Annotated in this window: 15 protein-coding genes and 1 tRNA gene; 10 read left to right on the forward strand and 6 right to left on the reverse strand. The window is 64.4% G+C overall.

Annotation, left to right across the window (positions count from 1 at the left end):
• Positions 1-4: 4 nt before the first annotated feature.
• From GE253_RS00755 to GE253_RS00770, 4 genes are all read left to right on the forward strand, one after another.
• Complete coding sequence (locus tag GE253_RS00755) at positions 5-634, forward strand: GNAT family protein (protein WP_153202236.1); 630 nt, start codon at positions 5-7, stop codon at positions 632-634.
• A 135-nt stretch (positions 635-769) separates the two neighbouring features.
• A complete protein-coding gene (locus GE253_RS00760; RefSeq protein ID WP_173012425.1) occupies positions 770-2,872 on the forward strand; it encodes an ATP-binding protein in 2,103 nt (700 codons plus the stop codon).
• Positions 2,869-3,579, forward strand: a complete 711-nt coding sequence (locus GE253_RS00765) for a response regulator transcription factor (protein WP_153202238.1) — start codon at positions 2,869-2,871, stop codon at positions 3,577-3,579. Before GE253_RS00760 ends, GE253_RS00765 begins: the two co-directional genes overlap by 4 nt.
• Before the next feature lie 80 nt (positions 3,580-3,659).
• Positions 3,660-3,735, forward strand: a tRNA-Ile gene (locus tag GE253_RS00770).
• A 206-nt stretch (positions 3,736-3,941) separates the two neighbouring features.
• Here GE253_RS00770 and GE253_RS00775 read toward each other — a convergent pair.
• Together GE253_RS00775 and cysQ are read right to left on the reverse strand one after the other, a co-directional pair.
• Positions 3,942-5,456: a hypothetical protein gene (locus tag GE253_RS00775; protein WP_153202239.1), complete on the reverse strand. Its 1,515-nt coding sequence runs from the start codon at positions 5,454-5,456 to the stop codon at positions 3,942-3,944.
• 137 nt (positions 5,457-5,593) lie between these two features.
• Positions 5,594-6,376 (reverse strand): 3'(2'),5'-bisphosphate nucleotidase CysQ, encoded by a 783-nt coding sequence (gene cysQ, locus GE253_RS00780; protein WP_153202804.1) that lies wholly within the window; start codon positions 6,374-6,376, stop codon positions 5,594-5,596.
• 134 nt (positions 6,377-6,510) lie between these two features.
• Between cysQ and GE253_RS00785 the strand changes: the two genes are divergently transcribed.
• Both GE253_RS00785 and GE253_RS00790 read left to right on the forward strand, forming a co-directional pair.
• A complete protein-coding gene (locus tag GE253_RS00785; protein WP_153202240.1) occupies positions 6,511-7,215 on the forward strand; it encodes an SOS response-associated peptidase in 705 nt (234 codons plus the stop codon).
• Positions 7,212-7,736, forward strand: coding sequence for a thermonuclease family protein (locus GE253_RS00790; protein WP_153202241.1), 525 nt, complete (start codon positions 7,212-7,214; stop codon positions 7,734-7,736). The genes GE253_RS00785 and GE253_RS00790 overlap by 4 nt, the downstream gene beginning before the upstream one ends.
• 6 nt (positions 7,737-7,742) lie before the next feature.
• On the opposite strand, the gene GE253_RS00795 is transcribed toward GE253_RS00790, so the two are convergent.
• Positions 7,743-7,997, reverse strand: coding sequence for a GlsB/YeaQ/YmgE family stress response membrane protein (locus GE253_RS00795; RefSeq protein ID WP_089286323.1), 255 nt, complete (start codon positions 7,995-7,997; stop codon positions 7,743-7,745).
• Between the two features lie 219 nt (positions 7,998-8,216).
• On the opposite strand from GE253_RS00795, the gene GE253_RS00800 reads away from it, so the two are divergent.
• On the forward strand, positions 8,217-8,423 hold the full coding sequence (locus GE253_RS00800) for a hypothetical protein (RefSeq protein ID WP_153202242.1): 207 nt from the start codon (positions 8,217-8,219) through the stop codon (positions 8,421-8,423).
• A 20-nt stretch (positions 8,424-8,443) separates the two neighbouring features.
• On the opposite strand, the gene pepN is transcribed toward GE253_RS00800, so the two are convergent.
• Positions 8,444-11,107, reverse strand: coding sequence for an aminopeptidase N (gene pepN, locus GE253_RS00805; RefSeq protein ID WP_153202243.1), 2,664 nt, complete (start codon positions 11,105-11,107; stop codon positions 8,444-8,446).
• Positions 11,108-11,285: 178 nt separating this feature from the next.
• Here pepN and GE253_RS00810 point away from each other — a divergent pair, with 178 nt between their 5' ends.
• Genes GE253_RS00810 through GE253_RS00820 form a run of 3 tightly spaced genes read left to right on the forward strand, consistent with a single transcriptional unit; the run spans position 11,286 to position 13,127 of the window.
• Entirely contained in the window at positions 11,286-11,846 is a 561-nt protein-coding gene (locus GE253_RS00810; RefSeq protein WP_173012426.1) for a hypothetical protein, read from the forward strand.
• The gene (locus GE253_RS00815) at positions 11,843-12,451 is read left to right on the forward strand and encodes a hypothetical protein (protein WP_153202245.1); all 609 of its coding nucleotides are present in this window, start codon (positions 11,843-11,845) and stop codon (positions 12,449-12,451) included. Before GE253_RS00810 ends, GE253_RS00815 begins: the two co-directional genes overlap by 4 nt.
• Positions 12,429-13,127 carry an ATP-binding protein gene (locus tag GE253_RS00820; protein ID WP_153202246.1) on the forward strand — a complete coding sequence of 233 codons (699 nt, stop codon included), beginning with the start codon at positions 12,429-12,431 and terminating at the stop codon, positions 13,125-13,127. Before GE253_RS00815 ends, GE253_RS00820 begins: the two co-directional genes overlap by 23 nt.
• Positions 13,128-13,184: 57 nt before the next feature.
• Here the strand turns inward: GE253_RS00820 and GE253_RS00825 are convergent, their stop codons facing one another.
• Together GE253_RS00825 and GE253_RS00830 are read right to left on the reverse strand one after the other, a co-directional pair.
• A complete protein-coding gene (locus GE253_RS00825) occupies positions 13,185-13,967 on the reverse strand; it encodes an SDR family oxidoreductase (protein WP_153202247.1) in 783 nt (260 codons plus the stop codon).
• Positions 13,964-14,290, reverse strand: coding sequence for a nuclear transport factor 2 family protein (locus GE253_RS00830; protein ID WP_153202248.1), 327 nt, complete (start codon positions 14,288-14,290; stop codon positions 13,964-13,966). The genes GE253_RS00825 and GE253_RS00830 overlap by 4 nt, the downstream gene beginning before the upstream one ends.
• Between the last annotated feature and the right edge of the window lie 78 nt (positions 14,291-14,368).

Raw genomic sequence — 14,368 nt, forward strand, 5'->3', positions numbered from 1 at the left:
TTCGTTGATCAGATTGATCCCCGATGGGTTATTGAGCCCCCCGGCGCTGCGCGTGGATGGCGCCCGTGTCTATATTCGCCCGGCCCAGCCCAAGGATTGGCGCCCCTGGGCGGAGCTGCGCGACACCAGCCGCGATTTTCTGGTGCCATGGGAACCGACCTGGCCCCCCGATGCCCTGACGCGTGAGGCCTTCAACCGCCGGCTGCGCCGTCAGGCCGGGGAATGGCGCGATGACGAAGCCTATAGCTTCCTGGTCTTCACCCAATCGGGGGACGCGGTGGTGGGCGGCATCGGCCTGACCAATGTGCGCCGGGGTGTGGCCCAGATGGGCACCATGGGCTATTGGGCCGGCAAGCCTTATGCCCGCCATGGCTATATCTCCGAAGCCGCCCGGCTGATGCTGTCCTTCGCCTTCGGGCAGTTGGGGCTGCACCGGGTGGAAGCCGCCTGTCTGCCCAGCAACATTCCCAGCAGCGGGCTGCTGGAAAAGGCAGGCTTCACCCGCGAAGGCTATGCGCGGGCATATCTGCGCATCGATGGCAAATGGGCGGACCATCTGCTCTATGCGATTCTGCGCGATGACTGGGCGGCACGTGGCGAGATGGCGAATCCGGCCCCGGTCCGCGTGCCTTGAAAGATCGACATCGGCCCCCTTTTCCCGCCCTGCACAGACCGCGACGGCCGGTAATTGCATGGCGTGACTGGCAATTCCCCCTGGTCCTGCGCCATGATGGTGCCTCAGGCGCACCGCCCCGGGGCAGGATCATCCGTGAAGCGACAGACAGGACAAAGCCAGTTCCGCTGGACCGGTGAATTCACCGACACAGACCAGGAAGCAGCATTCGCCCTGCGCAACCGGCGCCTGGATTTCAACATGGCGCATGTCTGCGTCATTGCCGCCACCCTGACCAGCCTGCTGTTCGCGCCCCTGGATTTCCTGACCGTCGATCCGCAGCGGCTGAGCTGGTTCCTCTCCATCCGGGGCCTGATCCTGGTCTGGTGCGTTCTGTCGCTGCTGGCCATGGCCCGGGCCAGTCCGGCACGGCTGCCCGCCGTCACCTTCCTGCACCAGTTCGTCTTCTTCACCCTGAATGCCCTGGTCTTCGATCACCCGACGCTGCAGGTGCATGGTGGGGCCTTCTTCCCGCTGATCGCCATCGGCCTGTCGGCCAGCCTGCCCGGTGCTTTCACGCCGGCCATGGCGATCTCCGCCTATGGGGCGGGGGTCAGCCTGCTCTGGTGGGGGGTGCTGGGCCAGCAGCCCAAACCGCCGATTGATCTGCTGATCCTCGTGGCCCTGACCATCGTGGCCTTTTGCGTCGGCGGGGTCTTGCGGGCCAGTTCCAACCGGATGCGGCGCGAACAGTTCCTGAATGTGCTGCGCGAACAGGCCAGCAACCGCGAACTGGCCGAGGCCAAGCGGCAGGCCGAGCTGACCGCCTCCGCCAAGGCTGATTTCCTGGCGATGATGAGCCATGAGATCCGCACGCCGATGAACGCCATCATGGGGATGGCCGGCCTGCTGCACCGCGACGCTCCCCGGTCGGATCAGGAAAGGCGGCTGGATATCATGCTGGCAGCCGGGCGGCGGCTGGTGCATCTGCTGGATGATGCGCTGAACCTGTCGCGGTTCGAGGCCGATGGCATCGGCCTGAAGCCGGCCCCGGTGGACCTGCCGCGCCTGCTGGACGAGGTGGCCGCCCTGATGCGCCCGGCGGCGGATGAAAAGGGGCTGGCCATCCTGCTGGATATCGGCCCCCTGGCCCCCGCCCATGTGGCCGACGGGTTGCGGGTGCAGCAGGTGCTGATCAACCTGCTCTCCAACGCCATCAAATATGCGCCCAGCGGTGCGGTGGAGGTGGGGTTGCACAGCCAGCCCCTGCCCGATGGGCGCGATGAACTGACGCTCAGCGTGGCAGATCGCGGCCCCGGCATCCCCGATGCGGCCAAACAGCTGATCTTTGAACCGTTCCGTCAATATGGCGCCTCGGATCGGGCCGATGGGGCCGGGCTGGGCCTGTCCATCGTGCGGCGGCTGGCCGATGCGATGGGCGGGGTGGTGACGGTGGCCGACCGGCCGGGCGGCGGGGCCCTGTTCAGCTTCCGCTTTCCCGCCCGGCCCACGCAGCCCCTGCAACCGCCTGCCCCTGCACCGGTCGCGCCGCCGCTGGCACCGCTGTCCATTCTGGTGGTGGATGATGCAGCGGAAAACCAGGCCCTGCTGCGCGGCCTGCTGGAACCGCAGGGCCACCGGGTGGCGGTGGTGGAGGATGGCGGGGAGGTCTGCGCGGCACTGGCCCGCGACCGGTTCGATCTGGTGCTGATGGATATCCGCCTGCGCAGCGTGGATGGGGTGGAGGCAACAAAGCGGGTGCGGGCCCTGCCCGATCCCGATCTGGCCCTGCTGCCCATCATTGCCGTCACCGCCAATGCCAGCCCGCTGGATGAGGCGCGCTATCTGGAAGCCGGCATGGATGAGATGCTGGCCAAGCCGCTGGAGCCGGACCGGCTCTATGCCATGCTGCACCGCTACGCCCCCGCCGCCAGCCCCCTGCCCGCCGCCGCCATGCGGGAACCGCCCAGCCGTACCGGCACGGCCCAGGGCCTGTTCCTGGAGGCGTGCCGGGAACAGCAAACGCGCCTGCGAGCCGCCTTGCTGCAGGGCGACGGCGCGTCCCTGACCGCCAGCGCCCACCGGCTGCGCGGCTCTGCCGCCAGTTTCGGCCATGGCGACCTGTCGATTGCCGCCGGCGCGCTGGAAACGGCCCTGGCCGACGGCATGGGCACAGATGATTTCGCCTTGATTTTACTGGTAGAAAAGCTGCTGATCCAGATCACCCGCGTACTGGAACCGGACGGAGCCCCGACATGAACAAGTCCGCGACCATCCTGGTGGTGGAGGACGCGCCGGAAATGCTGGAACTGATCGCCGGCGCGCTGGAGGATCAGGGCTTTGCCGTGGTGCGGGCGCGCAATCTGGCCGATCTGCGCCGCAGCCTGCCCTGGGCCAAGGCCGATGTCATCCTGCTGGATATCAACCTGCCCGATGGCGATGGCCTGACGGCGGCGGTTGAACTGCGCCTGCGTGAGAAGGCCGGGCTGATCTTCGTCACCGCCCGCGATGCGGAAGAGGATCGTGTCCTGGCGCTGGAAAAGGCCGGCGATGATTATCTGACCAAGCCGGTCTCGGTGCGCGAGCTGATCGCCCGCATCAATAATGTGCGCCGCCTGCGCGACGCCAAGGCGGTGGTGCTGGTGGAGATTGACGGCTGGAACCTGGACCCGATCCGGCGTGAACTGTTCCGCCCTGACGGCAGCCTGCTGCCGCTGACGACGGGGGAATTCAACATCCTGGCGGCCCTGGCGGCGGCCCGGCCGCAGCCGTTGGACCGGGATTTCCTGCTGGATGTGATCAGCAACCGCGACCCGCGCTCGGTGACGGCGCACACGGTGGACACGCTGATCGGCCGCCTGCGCCGCAAACTGGACCTGCCCCAGGGCGGCGGCCTGATCATTACCACCATCCGCGGGGCGGGCTATGCCCTGTCCGATGCGGTGGAAGGCCGGGGGGAGAAATAGCGCGTTTGGGGATATGTAACTCTCCCGCACTGCAGCTGTTGATTTCGCCGAATGTTTTGTGCAAATTGCGGTCCTCGCGTGGGCCTGTAGCTCAATGGTTAGAGCCGACCGCTCATAACGGTCTGGTTGGGGGTTCAAGTCCCTCCGGGCCCACCACTCTTTTCAAGGGGTCAGCGTCACCGGGACGGTGACGGATGCTGGCAAACCGGGGTTGAGGCATTAATAGCAAGGGTCATGGGACATGACCCTTGGAGGCCAGCGATAAAGCCGGTTCGCTCTCCAGGTGACCTGATCCCCGGAAAAGGGCGATCAAATGAAGAAGAGCCGTTTAGGCCAAGTCGTATGCTGAATGGGTTCCCTATTCAGTTGCCAGCGAACACCTCACGGAGGAACCAAGTCTCCACTGCTTTATCGTCGCTAATGTCGCCGGTAAACCTGATCGATGGTAGCTGCGGTTCATTGTCGTCGCGAATGCGTCCATCTCGCGTCATCGTTGCGATCATGGCGGTCGCCCGCCCACTCGGCAAATTGATCTGGACAGCGGTGCCAGACCGGCTGTCCACCGATGTCGGTAGCCCGATCTGCTGCACGCCCGGAAATCGTTTCAACTCGTCGACAAACGAGATGCAGGCGCTACCGCAGCCGTAATCTGTAAGGACGTAAACTTGGGCACGGACCGGGTTCGCCGGTGCTGTGCCGTTGTGCGGGAGGGGAATTGGCGTTGTGCGGAAAATCGTTTCACCTGCGGCAACCGCCGCTGCCTGGCGCCTGCTGTCAACGGCACTGTTGATCTCGTGTGGCGGGTCAGGCGGCTCCTTGAAGTCGCTCGCCTGCGATTCACCATCCTCCTCCTGCTTCAGATAGGCCGGAGACAGGCGGAAGACGCCGCGAATATGCAGCCGCGCCGTGGCATAATGGTCGGTATAGGCTTCACCGTAGAGCCCCCGCAGATAGGCCATGAACCATTTATAGGGCCCACCGCCATTGCCCCGCACATCCAAGACGATGAAGCGCTTGGCCCGAAGTGACGGTGCAGCGTCAATCGCTGCGTGGAATGCTTCGGCCTGCGCCGCGCTGTTCGGCTGAAAGTAGCCGAGCCTTACCCAGGCGCCATCATTGCCGATCAATCGCGTGCTCACCTCGGGCGGGCGAGATCCCGACCATGACCGGATGACCTGATTGATTTCCGCCATTGGTGCCGGGGCCCAATTCAGCATTACCGACTGGCCCCCGATCACACATTGTGCTGGTCGCGGCCTCAGCGGACTGCCCCGATCGACAAAAAGGCGCAACGCCGCTTCGTTGCGGACCTCGTCCAGCGTGTCGGGGAAGCCAATTTCATATTGCGCGATAACCCCGGTCCACCATGATATCGGCTTGCCATCGCAGGCGGACACCTGGGCACCGTCGGCGATATGGGCCTGCCGCGACGCCATAATGCTGTAGGCACCATTATCGAACCGGGCAAGGAAACCGGGCCAGTTCGACGGGATCGGCGATAACGCATTGAAGCGGACATTGACATGCGCATCTTGAAAGGTGGCAACCAGATGCCGCATCACAGCCTGATAGCCGGCTTCATCCCGGACCAGCGGAAGTTCAGCCTCCACCAGCTTGAGCGTGCGCCCAAACCACTCCCGCCACCGCTCTGGATCTGGATAGGCGGCGTAGATGTAGTTCTCCCGCAGCGCATCAGCAAAGGCAGCCAGATCAACCGTCGCCCGTTTCCGCCAATCCGCGACAGATAAGTCGGAACCGGAGATATTATGCCCGACCTCCGTTGTCGAAACGGGCTGAGCGACAGCCTGCGCCGTCTGAGCCGCAGCGCAGATACACAGGATACCCCAAGTCAGGAGGAACACGCGCGAATGAAGCAAGTCATTCCCCCTAACAGGAGAGGTGGCACCGTTTAATCACGCCGCCTGACAGGAATAAGATAATCACGATTTATTCATAGAGCCAATTTCCTGCCTCATACCAGTTCCTGACGATCAGAACTCACTGGGAACCGGTATTACACCCCACCCCAGGCGACGAAATGCGGGTTGAGGAAGCGGGGGGCCTTGCCATAGATCAAGGGCTCGCCATCAATCTGGGTCAGGCTGCCGCCGGCGCCCAGCAGCACGGCGTGGCCGGCAGCGATGTCCCATTCGCAGGTGGGGCCAAGCCGGGGATAGACATCGCCGGCCCCTTCGGCCACACGGCAGAATTTCAGCGAACTGCCGGCGGCCAGCCGGGCGGCGACACGGCGGCCGGCCAGGAACTCATCCACCGCCGCATTATCGGCATGGCTGCGCGAAGACAGCACCGTCAGGCCGGCCGCCGGCACCGGACGCACGGTAATCGGTTCATCCTTGGCCAAAGGCCGGCTGCGGATGGCCGTGCCGGGGCCGGCGGCGGCGTAAAGCTCCCCCGTGGCCGGCAGCAGCACCACACCCAGCGCCGGCTCCCCATTCAGGAGCAGGGCGATATTCACCGTGAATTCACCATTGCGCTTGATGAATTCCTTGGTGCCGTCCAGCGGGTCGACCAGCCAGAAGGTGCCGGCGCTGATATCGGGGATACGGCCTTCCGCCACCTCTTCCTCCGTCACCACGGGAATATCCGGGGTCAGCGCGCGCAGGCCGGCCAGGATCACGGCGTCGGCGGCGCGGTCGGCGCGGGTGACGGGGCTGCCATCGCCCTTGGTCTCCGTCTCCATGTCATCGGTATAGAATTCCATGATGGCGGCGGCAGCCTGCACGGCCAGTTCACGCACGGGCGGCAGCAGGGCAGCCAATTGATCCGGATTCAGCATCATGGGGCTCCATCTGTTAAGGGCTGAGATCATAACGGCGGCAGGGGGCGAGGCAAGCACCTTGCCCGGTGGCTTTTGCACTGCCGTCGGGCGGCTGCTATGCTGGCAGCCGGTTTCCATTTGGGGACAGGGCGATGTGCGGGCGGTTTGTGCAAAAGGATCTGGCGGCACTGGCGGAGGCGTTCGACGCGCGCCTGCGCCATGATCTGCCCCCACGCCATCTGGTGCCCGCCTTCAATATCGCTCCGACGCGCGATGCCGGGGTGATCGGCCGCAATGCGGCGGGTGAACTCAGCCTTACTGCCATGCGCTGGGGCCTGGTGCCGGGTTTTGCCGCCGATGCCAGCGGCGGGGGCAAGCTGTTCAATGCCCGCAGCGAGACAGCGGCGGAAAAGCCCAGCTTCCGCGAGGCCTTTCGCCGCCGCCGCGCCATCGTGCCGGCCGACGGTTTTTACGAATGGAAACCGGATACCACACCGCGCCAGCCCTGGTTCATCACGCGGGCAGACGGGGCACCACTGGCCATGGCGGGCCTGTGGGAAATCTGGCGCGATCCGGCGGAGGGTAACCACCCGCTTTTCACCTTCACCATCCTGACCACCGAGGCGGGGCCGGATATCAGCAAGCTGCACCACCGCCAGCCGGTGCTGCTGGCCGATGCGGCAGCGCGCACGGCTTGGCTGGAAGTGGGGAATGATGCCGCCCTGCTGCGGCCCAGCCCCGCCGGTACGCTGACGGCGCGGCCGGTCAATCCGCTGGTCAATGGCGCGCGGGCGGAAGGGCCAGCCCTACTGGACCCGGCCCCGCCGGCGGCTGAACCTGTGGGGATGCTGTTATGATCGCGCGGCTATTGCCTCCGCTGGCGCTGTTCCTGGCGCTGTTCCTGGCGCTGACCCTGCCCGCGCAGACGGCCGCCCCCACCGGCCCCGTCGTCGGCAAGGGCACCGCCAAGGAAGGCGATATCGTCACCATCAACGGGCAGGATTTCCGCCTGGACGGCATTGACGCGCCCGATGTTGGCCAGAAATGCAAGAATGTGAAGGGCACGGAATATGATTGTTATGAGTTGTCGCGCCGGATGCTGGAACGCATCCTGAATAATGACGAGGTCACCTGCACCCCGCGCAAGGAACAGGGCAAGCCGCCCCAACTGGCCATCTGTGTGGTGCGCGGGGTGAATATTAGCCGCGCCATGGTGCAGTTGGGCTATGCCCTTGCCTACCGTGCCCTTACCCCTGCCTATGCGGCGGATGAGGCCCTCGCCTCATCCCACCGGCGGGGCATGTGGGCGGGGCGGGTGGAAGCACCCTGGGAATGGCGTTCCCGCCAGCAGGCAGAAAAATTGAAACACACCCAGTAGCGGCGATCAATCCCGCCGGCCGCCGGCCACTGCGCGATAAAGCGCCAGCAGGATCATGGCGCCCACCACGGCGCCAATAAACCCCGCCCCCTCCCCCACCCGGTAGAAACCGATGGACTGGCCCAGATATGTGGCCACAAAGGCCCCGGCAATACCCAGCAGGGTGGTGAGGATGAAACCGCCCGGATCGCGCCCCGGCATCAATAGCTTGGCGATGATCCCAACCAGCAGCCCGATGATCAAGGTGGCGATGATACCCATGATGCATTCCCTGAAATGACGCTGTTGCCCCTAACACCGACACCCCGATCCAGGTTCCCGGACCGGCAGAACGGATAGCCTATCCCTTTGCCCCGTTTCCGCCCTGTTCCCGACGGGACAAAGCCATGCCGGCGTTAAGAAACCGGCAAATCCTTCGCCCTATAATCACTCTATCAGATCAATAGAAGGCGCCGGATAAAACGGCGACAAGGTGGCACCATGCGGTGGCGTCTGCGAGATCGTGCGACTTTTCAACATAAGGCCGGCATTGTCACCCTGTGGGTGGTGGTGCTGGGGGCGGCCTGGTCGCTGCCGGTGCTGAGCGCGATGCAGCATCAGGCCGAAAAGGCCCGGATGGAATCCGGCTATTACTACACGCCCCAGCGCCCGGCCAGCGCCTATCTGGAGGCGCTGGCCGGGGAGTGACGGCGGGATAGTATTACTCCTCACCCCTCCAGGCTGCGGGAGATGATTTCATAGACGTTGGGTGACAGGTCCGGCGTATGGGCAATCCGCTCCAGCGCCACCTTGGCAGCAGCCTGACGCTCCGGCCCATACTTGCGCCAGCGGGCAAAGGCCTTGGCCATGCGGCTGGCCACCTGGGGGTTCAGCTTATTCAGCTCAATCACCCGGTCGGCCAGGAACTGATAGCCTGAACCATCCGCCGCATGGAAGGCCACGGCATTGCCGGTGAAACCGCCCACCAGCGCATAGACCTTGTTGGGGTTGCGGATGTTGAAGCCGGGATGGTTCAACAGTTCCTTCACCTCGGCCAGCACGCCGGGCCGGCTGCTGCCCGCCTGGATCATGAACCATTTATCCATCACCAGTGCCTCGCCCTGCCACTTCTCGGCAAAGGTGGCGAGCGCGTCGGCGCGTTCGGGCATGTCGCTGTCGGCGATCAGCGCCAGGGCGGTGATCACATCAGTCATGCCGGTAGCGCTGCGATACTGGGCCAGCGCCAGCTTCTTGCCCTCTGCATCGCCTGCCGCCATCAGATAGGCCAAGGCCGCATTGCGCGCGGCGCGGCGGCCAATGGCCTCGGGCGAAACGCTGAAGCTCTCCCCTTCCCGATAGGCATGGTAGAGCGCCAGCAGGGCCGCCCGGTGGGCCTTGCCGATGCTGGCCCGCACCAGTTCGCGGGCGGCGTGGATGCCATCGACATCGATCACCCCCATCAACTGGCCCAGATAATTTTCCGATGGCAGGGCCAGCGCCAGGGCGGCAAAGGCCGGGTCTTCATCGGCGCGCGCCAGGGTCTGGCCGATGGCAGCGATGAAGCTGTCCGGCACCAGCATGTCACGCCCGGCGGCATTGTCGGCCACCAGTGACAGCAGCAGGCGGGATGCCAGCGTCTGCCCTGCCTCCCAGCGGTTGAAGGCGTCACTGTCATGCGCCATCAGGAAGGTGAGATCGGCATCGCTGTAATCAAAGCCCAGCTTCACCGGGGCGGAGAAGCCCCGGAACAGCGACGGCACCGGCCGTGCCGGCACATCGACAAAGGTGAAGCTCTGTTCGGCGGCACGCAGCGACAGCACGCGCGATGTGCCCACCGCCGCCGCTTCGCCCTGCAGGCGCAACGGCAAATCCACCCCATCCGGCCCGACCAGACCCAGCGCCACCGGCACCAGCATGGGCAGCTTTTCCGGCTGGCCCGGCGTGGGGGCCAGCGACTGGGCCAGGGTCAGCGTATAGGTGCGGGCAGACGCATCATAGACACCATGGCCGCTGATGCCCGGCGTGCCGGCCTGGGCATACCAGCGGCGGAACTGTTCCCAATCTACGCCCGCATCCGGGTTGGCATCGCGCATGGCGGCCAGGAAATCGTCGGTGGTCACCGCCTGACCATCATGGCGCTGGAAATACAGGTCGATGCCGCGCCGATAACCGCCCGCCCCCAGCAGGGTACGGTACATGCGCAGCACCTCCGCCCCCTTCTCGTACACGGTGGGCGTATAGAAATTATTGATCTCGATATAGCTGTCCGGCCGCACCGGGTGGGCGGTGGGGCCGGCATCCTCCGCGAACTGCACCTGCCGCAGGCGGGTGACATCCTGGATGCGCTTCACCGGGGCGGAATTCATGTCGGCGCTGAATTCCTGGTCGCGGAAAACGGTCAGCCCTTCCTTCAGCGACAGTTGGAACCAGTCGCGGCAGGTGACGCGGTTGCCGGTCCAGTTATGGAAATATTCATGCGCCACCACTGACTCGATGCCGAGGAAGTCGGTATCGGTGGCGGTGTCCGGGCGGGCCAGGATGTACTTGGTATTGAAGATATTGAGCGACTTGTTTTCCATCGCCCCCATGTTGAAGTCACCCACGGCGACGATATTGAAAATATCAAGGTCATATTCCAGACCATAGACATCCTCGTCCCACTTCATGGATTTCTTCAGGCTTTCCATGGCATGGCCGCATTTATCCTCGTTCCCCGGCTCCACATAAATGCGCAGGGCAACGTCGCGGCCAGAGCGGGTCTGGAACCGGTCCTCGATATGCACCAGCTTGCCGGCCACCAGGGCGAACAGATAGCAGGGCTTGGGCCACGGGTCTTCCCAGCGCGCCCAGTGGCGGCCATTCTCCGCCTCCCCCTCACCGATCAGATTGCCGTTGGACAGCAGCACTGGATAACTGGCCTTGTCGGCCTCAATCCGCACATTGTAGCGGGCCATCACGTCCGGACGGTCCTGGAAATAGGTGATTTTGCGGAAACCTTCCGCCTCGCACTGGGTGCAGAAATTGCCCGACGACTTGTAAAGCCCTTCCAACGCCGTGTTCTTTTCCGGATGGATGCGGGTGGCGATCTCCACCACGGCATTGTCCGGCAGACCGGTCAGGGTCAGCCTGTCCGGCGTCAGCGCATAATCATCGGGGCTGAGCAGGCGGCCATCAAGGGCGACCGACAGCAACTCCATCTCCTGCCCGTCCAGCACCAGCGGGGCGGCAGCAACCCCGGCATTGCGGCGAAGGGAAAGCCGGGACAGCACGCGCGTACCATCCTCATGCAGGTCCACATCCAGTTCCACCTGATCAATCCACCAGGCCGGGGGCGCGTAATCGCGCAGCAGAATGGCCTTGGGCGACGCGGTGTCCAGAACGGACTTGTCCATGTTCACGATCCTTCAGGGTCAGCGTGAGGGTGGCCGCAGCATAGGCCCGCCTGCGATGGCTGTCACCACCCCTCCCGCCACGTTGAAAGCGCGAGAAAAAATCTTAATTTTGGATATCTGTGCCGGTATGTTCAAATACAACCGTTAGGCCTGCTGTGGGGGAACGGCGACGGTGGGAATGCAAATTGAACTGGCTGCATCCGATGTTGTGATTCTGTCCCTGGCAGCGGCGTGCCTGGTGGGAACCGTCGTGCTGGAACTCCTTCGCGTGGTCTTGCCGGACATTTACGAATGGTTCGCCGACCATGCGAAGGTGCTCCGGGAAATCAAGGAGACCGGCCCGCTGGTGGAGCGGACATTGGCCCAGAACGCCGAACAGGGTGCCCTGCGCGATCGCCGCAATGCCGAACGATTCCGCCTGAAATCACAACTGAGCCGGCTGGAAGTGATGCTGACCGGTGCGGAACGCGACCGGGTGCAGGTCTGGCACCATCTGGGCCAGCAGGCCATCGGCGATTCGCTGTTTGTCGCCAGACTGGACAATAAACGTCTGGCCGATCTTTCCTCCAAGGATTTTGACAGCGCCCCGGTGATCTGGCGCTATCAGAATCAGATTCGCGTTTGGGCCCCCAGTGAACATCAGGCCCGCCAGTTGCTGGCCAATGCCTACCCCTCGCAGGAAGGATACACGCTGCGGGAATTGATCACCGTCAGCCGCTGGACAGGAACATCCCCATGACTTTCAGCCTGATGAACATGATCAGCCTGCTGGTGCTGGCCATTGCCGGCGCTGTGTTGATCCTGTCCGGCCGGCGGGTCTTGCGGCTGATCCGCCAGGTGGAACGGCGCCTGTCGCGCGCCGTGGATGAAAAAAACATGCTGGCCGTCAAATTGCGGCAGGCAAGGCGGGAGGCCGACAATGTGCGCAATGCCATTCTGGAGGCGGAAACCCACATCGCCCAGATGGTCGCCGCCACCAATGCCGCTGAGGCGCGCTTGACCCGGCTGCGCGAAGCGCCCAAGCAATCCATCCTGATGCTGGACCGGGAATGGCGCCGCTTTGACCGGCTATGGTCACTGATGATCGCCAATGGCAGCCTGGGGCGGCAGGAAGCAGCCGCCGGATTGCCGCCCTGGAACGAGGGGCGCATGTTCCATGGCTTCGCCCGCTCGCCGGAGGAATTGCACGCACGCGCCTTGACGAAGTATCCTCCGGCGGAAGGTTTTATCGCCGGGGTCTGCGCCATGGCCGATATTACCGCAGATGGACCAAATGCCGGGCAACCGGTCGATGTGAACGGGCAGAGCGGGCGGAGGCATCATGGGTTATCGGCTCACGGGTGAAGGGCTGGATCAGTCGGAATTGGCCCGTGCTGCGCAGTTGCTGAATCTACCGATCGGCGGCAATGGCAGTACCACCACCATCCGCCTGTTGCCCGAAGGGGCGGCGGCGGATCTGGGGGTGGCCCTGCGCGGCAGCTGCGCCGCCGTGGTGGAATATAGCGAGGATACGCTGCCCGCCGCCGCTCTGGCAGACGCCCTGGCCCAGGGCCAGCTGCTGGTTTCCCTGACCACAAGGCTGGCCTGGACGCTGGATACGGCGGCCCAGTTCTGCGAAGGGTTGCTGGCACGCGGCATGTTGCCCAGCGCCCTGCGCCATGATGTGGAACTGAGCCTGCATGAGGCGATCATCAACGCCGTGCTGCATGGCAATCTGGCGCTGGGCAGTTCCCTGGTGGATGACCCGGCGGAGTTTGATGCCTTTTGCCAGCATCTGACCACCACGCTGGCCGACCCGGCCAAGGCCCGCAAGCGGGTGGACCTCTATGCCTGGGTCGCCGATGGCTTCCTGCATGTCCGGGTCAGCGACCAGGGCGGCGGCTATGACCCGGCCGCCGTGCAATATCCCAGCAATCCGGAGGCCAAATCCGGTCGCGGGCTGGAGATCATGCGCATCATGTCCAGCAGCCTGACCGTCAGCGATGGCGGGCGCACGGCCACGCTGCGCTACGCCCTGTAAGTCTCTCCCCCGGTGATCGCTGGTGATCACCGGGGGAGAGGGGCGGGCCGATAGGGCTCACGCCGTCGGAACGGTCCCGCCGTCGATGACATATTCCGTGCCGGTGATGGCGGCGGCGCGGGGGGAGGCGAGGAAAGCGATGAGGTCCGCGACCTCGTCCGGCTTCGCCGGCCGGCCGAGCGGAATGCCGCCCAACGCGTTCATGATGATCTTCTTGCCCCCTTCATAATCGGTACCGGCCTCCTGGGCCAAACGTTGCGCAAGGGCCACGGCCGCATCAGTCTCTATCCAGCCCGGCGAGACACGGACGACGCGGATCCCCTTGGGCGCCACTTCCTTCGACAGGCTTTTGCTGTAGGTCGACAGGGCGGCCTTTGCTGCGGCATAGGCCGTCGTCGATTCCGGCAGCGGCATTTGATGTTGAATCGATGTGACATGGATGATGACACCCGTGCCCCGTGCCAGCATCGCGGGCAGCAGCGCGCGATCCAGCCGGACGGCGGGCATGAGATTCTGATCGATCTCCCGGCGCCATTCCTCATCACTTAAGGCCGCGTAGCCGCCTGCCGGCGCACTGGACCCGCCCAGAACATGGACAAGGACATCAATGCCCCCGAAATGCGCAAGCACCTGGCCGGCGACAGCGCCGCAACCATCGGCCGTCATCAGATCGGCGGGGATATAGTGCAGCCCTGGCACCACCGTCTCTGGCACTGTCCGGGCCGTGGCGACAACATGCGCGCCGGCATCCCGCAAAGCCTGAACCACCGCCGCCCCCAGGCCCTTGGTACCACCGGTCACCAGGGCCCTTTTTCCTTCCAGACCGAGATAGCCGCTCATGGCACGATCTCCAGCCGGGCGATGGCGTCCCCGGCAAGGGTGAAGGCATAGTGCAGGTTCACCGGGCTGCCGGGGAAGTTCCCCGTCACCCGGGCCGTCACCATCAGCCTGTCGCCCTGGGCCTCAAAGGCCGTGGGCTGGACGGTATAGTCAAATTTGGCGGAAGCTTCCTTTTTCCAGCGGGCGATAGCATCCCGTCCCTGGTGCGTCTGTTTCTCGTCGATCACCATTGCATCGGCGGTGAAACAATCGGCGACGGCCGTGCCATCGGCGGCATCCGCAACAAAATAGGCCGCGATGGGCAGGGGCAGCGAGAGAGGCATGATCGATCTCCAGTTCGTCTTGTCCGGTTCTCGAAAATGGCCCATGCTGCGAATTATGCAAGAACGCACGAAAAAGTA

It is taken from the genome of Niveispirillum sp. SYP-B3756 (genome assembly GCF_009495745.1).
GTDB lineage: Bacteria > Pseudomonadota > Alphaproteobacteria > Azospirillales > Azospirillaceae > Niveispirillum.

What these genes read in the sequence shown, in the direction of transcription:
- GE253_RS00765 (WP_153202238.1), top strand. Translation starts at nt 2,869, where the DNA reads ATGAACAAGTCCGCGACCATCCTGGTGGTGGAGGACGCGCCGGAAATG.
- cysQ (WP_153202804.1), bottom strand. Translation starts at nt 6,376, where the DNA reads ATGCTGAATCCGGATCAATTGGCTGCCCTGCTGCCGCCCGTGCGTGAA.
- GE253_RS00785 (WP_153202240.1), top strand. Translation starts at nt 6,511, where the DNA reads ATGTGCGGGCGGTTTGTGCAAAAGGATCTGGCGGCACTGGCGGAGGCG.
- GE253_RS00790 (WP_153202241.1), top strand. Translation starts at nt 7,212, where the DNA reads ATGATCGCGCGGCTATTGCCTCCGCTGGCGCTGTTCCTGGCGCTGTTC.
- GE253_RS00795 (WP_089286323.1), bottom strand. Translation starts at nt 7,997, where the DNA reads ATGGGTATCATCGCCACCTTGATCATCGGGCTGCTGGTTGGGATCATC.
- GE253_RS00800 (WP_153202242.1), top strand. Translation starts at nt 8,217, where the DNA reads ATGCGGTGGCGTCTGCGAGATCGTGCGACTTTTCAACATAAGGCCGGC.
- pepN (WP_153202243.1), bottom strand. Translation starts at nt 11,107, where the DNA reads ATGGACAAGTCCGTTCTGGACACCGCGTCGCCCAAGGCCATTCTGCTG.
- GE253_RS00810 (WP_173012426.1), top strand. Translation starts at nt 11,286, where the DNA reads ATGCAAATTGAACTGGCTGCATCCGATGTTGTGATTCTGTCCCTGGCA.
- GE253_RS00815 (WP_153202245.1), top strand. Translation starts at nt 11,843, where the DNA reads ATGACTTTCAGCCTGATGAACATGATCAGCCTGCTGGTGCTGGCCATT.
- GE253_RS00820 (WP_153202246.1), top strand. Translation starts at nt 12,429, where the DNA reads ATGGGTTATCGGCTCACGGGTGAAGGGCTGGATCAGTCGGAATTGGCC.
- GE253_RS00825 (WP_153202247.1), bottom strand. Translation starts at nt 13,967, where the DNA reads ATGAGCGGCTATCTCGGTCTGGAAGGAAAAAGGGCCCTGGTGACCGGT.
- GE253_RS00830 (WP_153202248.1), bottom strand. Translation starts at nt 14,290, where the DNA reads ATGCCTCTCTCGCTGCCCCTGCCCATCGCGGCCTATTTTGTTGCGGAT.